A 5,782-nucleotide genomic window follows, 5' to 3' on the forward strand; every position below is an offset into this window, starting at 1 on the left:
GCCCGCGCTACGCCGATGGAGGGCCACCTCGACGCCGGCGTGGGTGACCCGCACCCTGAAAATGCCCCCTGAGATGAGGGGATCGCGGTTGGCCGCCCCAACGTTGAAGCGTAACCGAGCCGGCCGGGCAAAACGGCAACGGACATTCGGGCCATTCGCCCGGCCGCTGACGGGGTCGCGGGCATCTGGGCTACGACGTCAGCGAAATGTCAGCGCGAAGGTGCGAAAACGGGCCATGGTCAACAAGCCGTTCGTTTTTGCGCTGCTCTGCCTGACGGCCCCGATACCGATCCGCGCCGACGTCGGTGACTACGAAAGCGCGCGCGCCGCCCTCGAACGGGGCGATGTGTTACCGCTCGCCGCGATCCTCGAGAAGGTCGAGCGCGACACCGGCGCGCGTGTCATCGAAGTCGACTTTGAGCTGGAGGATGGCCGTTACCTCTACGAGTTCGATATGTTGACCGGCGACGGCCGCATGATCGAGGCCATCGTAGACGCGGCCACCGGCACTCTCCTGTCCGTGGGCGAGGAAGAGGACGACTGAAATGCGGGCTTTGGCGGTTGAGGACGACGCGCGAATCCAGCGGGATCTCGTCGCGGCGCTCGGCGCGGCGGGCTTTCTCGTCCAGACCGCGGGCGACGGCGAGGAAGCCTGGTTCATCGGCGACACCGAGGACTTCGACCTCATCGTGCTCGACCTCGGTCTGCCGCGCATGGACGGCCTCGCGGTCCTCAAGCGGTGGCGGGCGAACGGTCGCCGCATGCCGGTGCTGGTCCTGACGGCGCGCGGCGCCTGGGCGGAGCGGGTCGAAGGCATCGACGCCGGCGCGGACGACTATCTGCCGAAGCCATTCCACATGGAGGAACTGGTCGCGCGGGCCCGGAGCCTCGTGCGGCGCGCGGCGGGACACGGCAGTTCTACCCTTCTGGCGGGCGCTCTGTCGATCGACGTGAACCGCATGTCCGCCACCCTCCGCGGCCTTCCCCTGACCCTCTCGCCGCTCGAATACCGGCTGCTCGCGTATCTTGCGCTGCATGGTGAGCGTGTGGTGCCCACCACCGAGCTCCTCGAGCACCTGCATGGCGACGACGATGCCCGCGAGGCCAATGCCCTCGAGGCGCTGATCACCCGGCTGCGGCGCAAGCTCGGCTGCGGCGTGATCGGAACGCGGCGCGGTTTCGGCTATTTCCTTGAAAAAACTGAACCGTGAGGCGGCACTCCATTCGCCTGCGCCTGGTCGCCGCCGGCGGCGCCGCCGTGCTGGCCGCGCTGGTCATCGCCGCCGCCGGCCTTGATGTCCTTTTCGAGCGTCACGTGCAGCGCCGCGCCGTGGCCGAGCTCTCGACGGACCTCGACCAGCTGGCCGCCGGACTTGAGCGCGGGCCGGATGGCCGCCTGACCCTCGCGGCTTCCCCAACGGACCCGCGGTTCACCGAGCCCTTGTCGGGGCTCTACTGGCAGGCGGAGGTGGAAGGGGATCTGCTCCGCTCCCGGTCCCTCTGGGATGGTCGGCTTGATCCCGCGGGGCAGCCGCCGCTCGACGGCGTCGCGCGTGAAACCTTCGCCAGTGGACCCCAGGGCGAGGATCTGCTGGTGCTGGAGCGCCGCGTCGCCCTTCCGGCGCGCCTCGGCGGACAGGTCGCGCGCACCGCCGTCGCCATGGACCGCGCCGAGCTGCGCGGCGCCGCGCGCGCCTTTGTCCGCGACCTCGTCCCCTATTTGGGGCTGCTCGGCGCCGTGCTGATCGCCGCCGGTTGGGCACAGCTTGTCATCGGCCTGCGCCCCCTCGCCGCCGTGGGGGCGCGGGTCTCCGCCGTGCGCTCCGGGTCCGCCGCGAGGTTGGGCGCCGACTTTCCCGAGGAGCTGCTGCCCCTCGCAGCCGAGGTGGACGCGCTGATCGATGCGCGCGAAACGGAGATCGCCCGCGCCCGGGTCCGCGCGGGCGATCTCGCTCATGGGCTGAAGACTCCGCTGCAGGCCCTCATGGGCGAGGCGGACCGGTTGCGTGACCGGGGGGAGATCGAGGCCGCCGAAGGCCTCGACGAGGTCGCCCGCGCCATGAGCCGCCACGTGGACCGCGAATTGGCCCGCGCCCGGATGGCCCCGGCGGGCCGGCATGTGTCGACCGGTCCGGCGGCGGTTCTCGACCGGCTGGTCTCGGTTCTGCGCCGCACGCCGGACGGGGCCCGCGTGGCGTGGCGGATCGACGCGCCGCGCGACCTGCGCGCGCGGGTCGACCCGGACGACTTGGCCGAGGCACTGGGAGCGCTGCTCGAGAACGCGGCGCGCCATGCCGCGGAGACGGTGACGGTGATGCTCACCGCGGACGCGGGTCACTTGACGCTGAGCATTCGCGACGACGGGCCGGGCATTCCGTTAAATCATCTCGACGAGCTTGTTGCTCGGGGCGGACGACTCGATTCCGCCGGTCCGGGCAACGGCCTCGGCCTCGCGATCGCAACCGAGATCGCCGTCGCCGCGGGCGGCGACCTGCGACTCAACCCCGGCGCCGAGGGTCTCGAAGCCCGTCTGACGCTGCCGGCGGCGCCTCGCTGACATTTCCCTGACGGAGCGCGTCAGACCGACGTCAGCCTGTATCGGTCATGAAGGGACGGTAGCGCGCCAATCTGGCGAGGCTCGGACATCGATCAAACGGGAGACACGGACAATGGCAACGATCAGGGGAACCTCGCGCGGCGACGAACTCACGGGAACCCTCGAAGCGGACCTCATCCTCGGGTTCGGCGGGCATGACGAGATCTCGGGCCGCGCCGGCGACGATCGGCTCTATGGTCACGCCGGCGACGATGAGATCGGGGGTGGCTTGGGCAACGACCGCGTGAGCGGCGGCGACGGCGACGACGAGATCGATGGCGACGGCGGGAACGACCGGCTCGCCGGCGGCAACGGCGATGACGAGATCGACGGCGGGTCGGGACGCGACAGCCTGTTCGGCGGGGCGGGCAATGACGAGCTCGACGGTGGCTCCGGAAACGACCGGCTTTCCGGCGGGCGAGGGCGCGACACGCTCGACGGCGGGTCCGGCGACGACCTGCTCTTCGGTGGAACGGGAGCGGACGTCTTCGAGTTCGACGAGCGCGACGGCTCGGACATTGTCGCGGACTTCGTCGATGGCTCGGATCGAATCTCCCTCGACGACGACCTTGGCTTCTCTTCCATCGCCCAGGTCCTCGCGCGCGGGCGCCAGGACGGAGACGTTGTCGTGTTCGACCTCGGCTCGGGCACCGAGGTGACGATCCGGGACGCCCGACTCGCCGACTTCGACGCGTCCGACTTCATCCTTTAGACAGCCGCCGTCCATCCGTCGCGCGGCGGACGGCAACGTCTACACACCCGAGGCCAATCAGATGTGCGACCACGGCCTGCCCCGGCTAGATCGAGATGCCATGGCGGATGCGGGTCACCACGTCCTGCGGGATGTGCCACTCCGGACATGGAACAGCACGTCGTTGTTTACCACGGTGGCCCCCCGGGGCCTGGGCCGCGAGATTGGATAGCTCGTGCAGCCGCATCTGGTCATTGGGCCGGCGGCCCAGGGTCAGCGCCAGACAGGCGAGCACCGATTTTTCGTGGCGGCCTCGACGTAAACCACCCGGGCGGGAGCAAGCCCCGCCTGGGCGAGCGCCGGCGCGAACAGGTCTGTCGGACGACGCACCGCAGCACCTTGTCCCTGGTGCGCGCGGCCGTGCCGGCGGTGAATAGCGCCGCCGCGGCACCGTCGATCGCGCCGTTTCCCCCACCGCCCACCTTGTGCAGCGCCCCAAGCGCAAGCCCGCCGCCGGGCAGCGCCGCGCCGACCGGTCGCACGCCAAGGTGATGACCTGGGACGCCGAGAACCGGGCGAAGACCGCGCGGCTCGGCGGGGTCACGACGACTTACGTCTACGGCGCCGACGGGGCGCGGCTGAAACGGACGGTCGGGGGCTCCACGACGGTGACGGTCGGGCCGATCGAGGTGCGGAACTATGGCTCGGGGAGCGAGACGCTGCTCACCTATCCCCAGCCCGAGGTCCGGCTCAGCGGCGGCCAGGCGGCCTATCCGCGGCGCGACCAGGTCGGCTCGATCCAGCTCGTCACCGACGCCGCCGGCGCCGACGGCGAGCATGCGACGTACCAGCCGTTCGGCGAGGCGCGCACCGTCGTCGCCGGCACCATCCCCGCCGAGACCAGGGGCTTCGTCGGCGAGCGCTACGACGCCGCCCCGGAGCTGCAATATCTCAACGCGCGCTACTACGACCCCGAGCTCAGCCTCTTCGTCTCCCCCGACTGGCTCGAGGTCACCGACCCGGGCGTCGGAACCAACCGATACGCATATGCGGGGAACAGCCCAGTCAATCTGAGCGATCCGGGCGGGCAGTATATCGAAACGGCTTGGGATGCATTCAGCGCCGCTGTGGGAATCGAATCCTTCGCCAATAATATCAGAGAGGGAAATTGGGGGCAGGCGGCGGTCGACGCGGTTGGCATTGGCGTCGACGTTCTCGCCGCTGCGATCCCAGGCGTGCCGGGCGGCGCGGGAGTCGCAATTCGTGCCGAGCGCGCTGCCCTAGATGTTGCTACGCAGTCCACCGCTGTCAATGGCGCGATATCAGGCGCCTCCGATCAAATCGTCAAAGCCGTAGGTAATGTCGCAGGGCCTCTCGCGCGGCCTGCGACCGTTGTGCCAGGAGCTGTAGAGAGCGGAAGCGTTGATCTGGCGCTGAAATATAAGGCTGGTTGGTCGCCTGCTCAGCAGGCCGAGGCTGCCGCCAAGGCTCAGATTCTGAACGATGCGGATACCGTCGTGTTTCAAACAACGCGCGGCAGCACTTCCGCTAGATCCATGTTCAAGAGAGCTGATGGCGATGTCCTCGCGGGAAGCGACGTCGATCACATGGTTGATTTGCAGCTTGGCGGATCGGATACCGTGAGGAATATGTGGACGCTCGACTCTAGCGTAAACCGGAGTCTTGGGGCCCAAATTCAGCAGCAGATCAAAAATTTACCAGCGGGTACAAGGATCAACCAAGTGACGATAAAGCACCGCTAATGTTCGAAAGCTTTCAGCGAAACTTCCGCCGCGATCCGCAAAGTGAGCGCGCGCAGGGCGTCGAAATCCTCAGGCCGGATATCCCCGAGCTGCGCGAGTTTTTCACTAAGTTTGGCGGCGCTTCCTTTCAAGATGGCCTGTACCGGGTCATTCATCCGGCGGAGTTGGATGAGTGGCAGGAGCGCGTCGGCTTGGCTTTTCCCGAGTTCGAGGGCACGCTCACCTGCTTCGGTTTTGACTGGCTTGGAACTACTTTCGCAATCGACTCCGGGAGGTTGGAGGATGGGCGAAACGGTGTCGTGATGTTCGAGCCCGGCACCGGCGAGGCGCTTGAGATACCGGCGAATCTAGTCTCCTTCCATGACTCCGGTCTCCTGGAATTTGGGGAAGCGGCGCTGGCGATCAGCTTCTATAAAAAGTGGCGTACGAGCGGAGGCTTGGTGCCAAACTACGACCAGTGCATCGGCTACAAAAAGCCCCTCTTCCTTGGCGGTAGCGATGAGGTCGAAAACTTGGAGGTGTCCAATCTGGACGTTTATTGGCACATCGTTGGCCAGCTCATCCGAAAGACAAAGGGGCTTCCCGAGGGAACACCTGTGAGAGTCAGAATGGACTGACAGCTGAACGGATACGATCCGTTTTTCGAATGAGACACTTGTCGATGCGACGTTGACCTGCTCTGACGTGACCCCGATCCCTCATCCGCGGACGACTGGAATCGCGGGCTGAGAA

At 67.4% G+C, this 5,782-nt stretch carries 6 protein-coding genes; all 6 read left to right on the plus strand.

Translation table 11 applies throughout. The features are described from left to right. The first annotated feature begins 235 nt into the window (after positions 1–235). The 6 genes from Q0480_RS12845 to Q0480_RS12870 all read left to right on the plus strand — a co-directional run bounded on the left by Q0480_RS12845 (position 236) and on the right by Q0480_RS12870 (position 5,667). Entirely contained in the window at positions 236–544 is a 309-nt protein-coding gene (locus Q0480_RS12845) for a PepSY domain-containing protein (RefSeq protein WP_299133501.1), read from the plus strand. Position 545: 1 nt separating this feature from the next. Further along, complete coding sequence (locus Q0480_RS12850; protein WP_299133503.1) at positions 546–1,211, plus strand: response regulator transcription factor; 666 nt, start codon at positions 546–548, stop codon at positions 1,209–1,211. Further along, positions 1,208–2,557 (plus strand): HAMP domain-containing sensor histidine kinase, encoded by a 1,350-nt coding sequence (locus tag Q0480_RS12855; protein ID WP_299133505.1) that lies wholly within the window; start codon positions 1,208–1,210, stop codon positions 2,555–2,557. The genes Q0480_RS12850 and Q0480_RS12855 overlap by 4 nt, the downstream gene beginning before the upstream one ends. Before the next feature lie 112 nt (positions 2,558–2,669). Further along, positions 2,670–3,308 carry a calcium-binding protein gene (locus Q0480_RS12860; protein ID WP_299133506.1) on the plus strand — a complete coding sequence of 213 codons (639 nt, stop codon included), beginning with the start codon at positions 2,670–2,672 and terminating at the stop codon, positions 3,306–3,308. 530 nt (positions 3,309–3,838) lie between these two features. Next, the gene (locus tag Q0480_RS12865; protein WP_299133507.1) at positions 3,839–5,050 is read left to right on the plus strand and encodes an RHS repeat-associated core domain-containing protein; all 1,212 of its coding nucleotides are present in this window, start codon (positions 3,839–3,841) and stop codon (positions 5,048–5,050) included. Beyond that, the gene (locus Q0480_RS12870) at positions 5,050–5,667 is read left to right on the plus strand and encodes a T6SS immunity protein Tdi1 domain-containing protein (RefSeq protein WP_299133508.1); all 618 of its coding nucleotides are present in this window, start codon (positions 5,050–5,052) and stop codon (positions 5,665–5,667) included. Before Q0480_RS12865 ends, Q0480_RS12870 begins: the two co-directional genes overlap by 1 nt. The last annotated feature ends 115 nt before the right edge of the window (positions 5,668–5,782 follow it).

It is taken from the genome of uncultured Amaricoccus sp. (assembly GCF_937891315.1).
Classification (GTDB): Bacteria; Pseudomonadota; Alphaproteobacteria; order Rhodobacterales; family Rhodobacteraceae; genus Amaricoccus.

Excerpts from the sequence above, each read along its gene's own strand:
- Q0480_RS12845 (WP_299133501.1), top strand. The coding sequence starts at position 236 with ATGGTCAACAAGCCGTTCGTTTTTGCGCTGCTCTGCCTGACGGCCCCG.
- Q0480_RS12850 (WP_299133503.1), top strand. The coding sequence starts at position 546 with ATGCGGGCTTTGGCGGTTGAGGACGACGCGCGAATCCAGCGGGATCTC.
- Q0480_RS12860 (WP_299133506.1), top strand. The coding sequence starts at position 2,670 with ATGGCAACGATCAGGGGAACCTCGCGCGGCGACGAACTCACGGGAACC.
- Q0480_RS12865 (WP_299133507.1), top strand. The coding sequence starts at position 3,839 with ATGACCTGGGACGCCGAGAACCGGGCGAAGACCGCGCGGCTCGGCGGG.
- Q0480_RS12870 (WP_299133508.1), top strand. The coding sequence starts at position 5,050 with ATGTTCGAAAGCTTTCAGCGAAACTTCCGCCGCGATCCGCAAAGTGAG.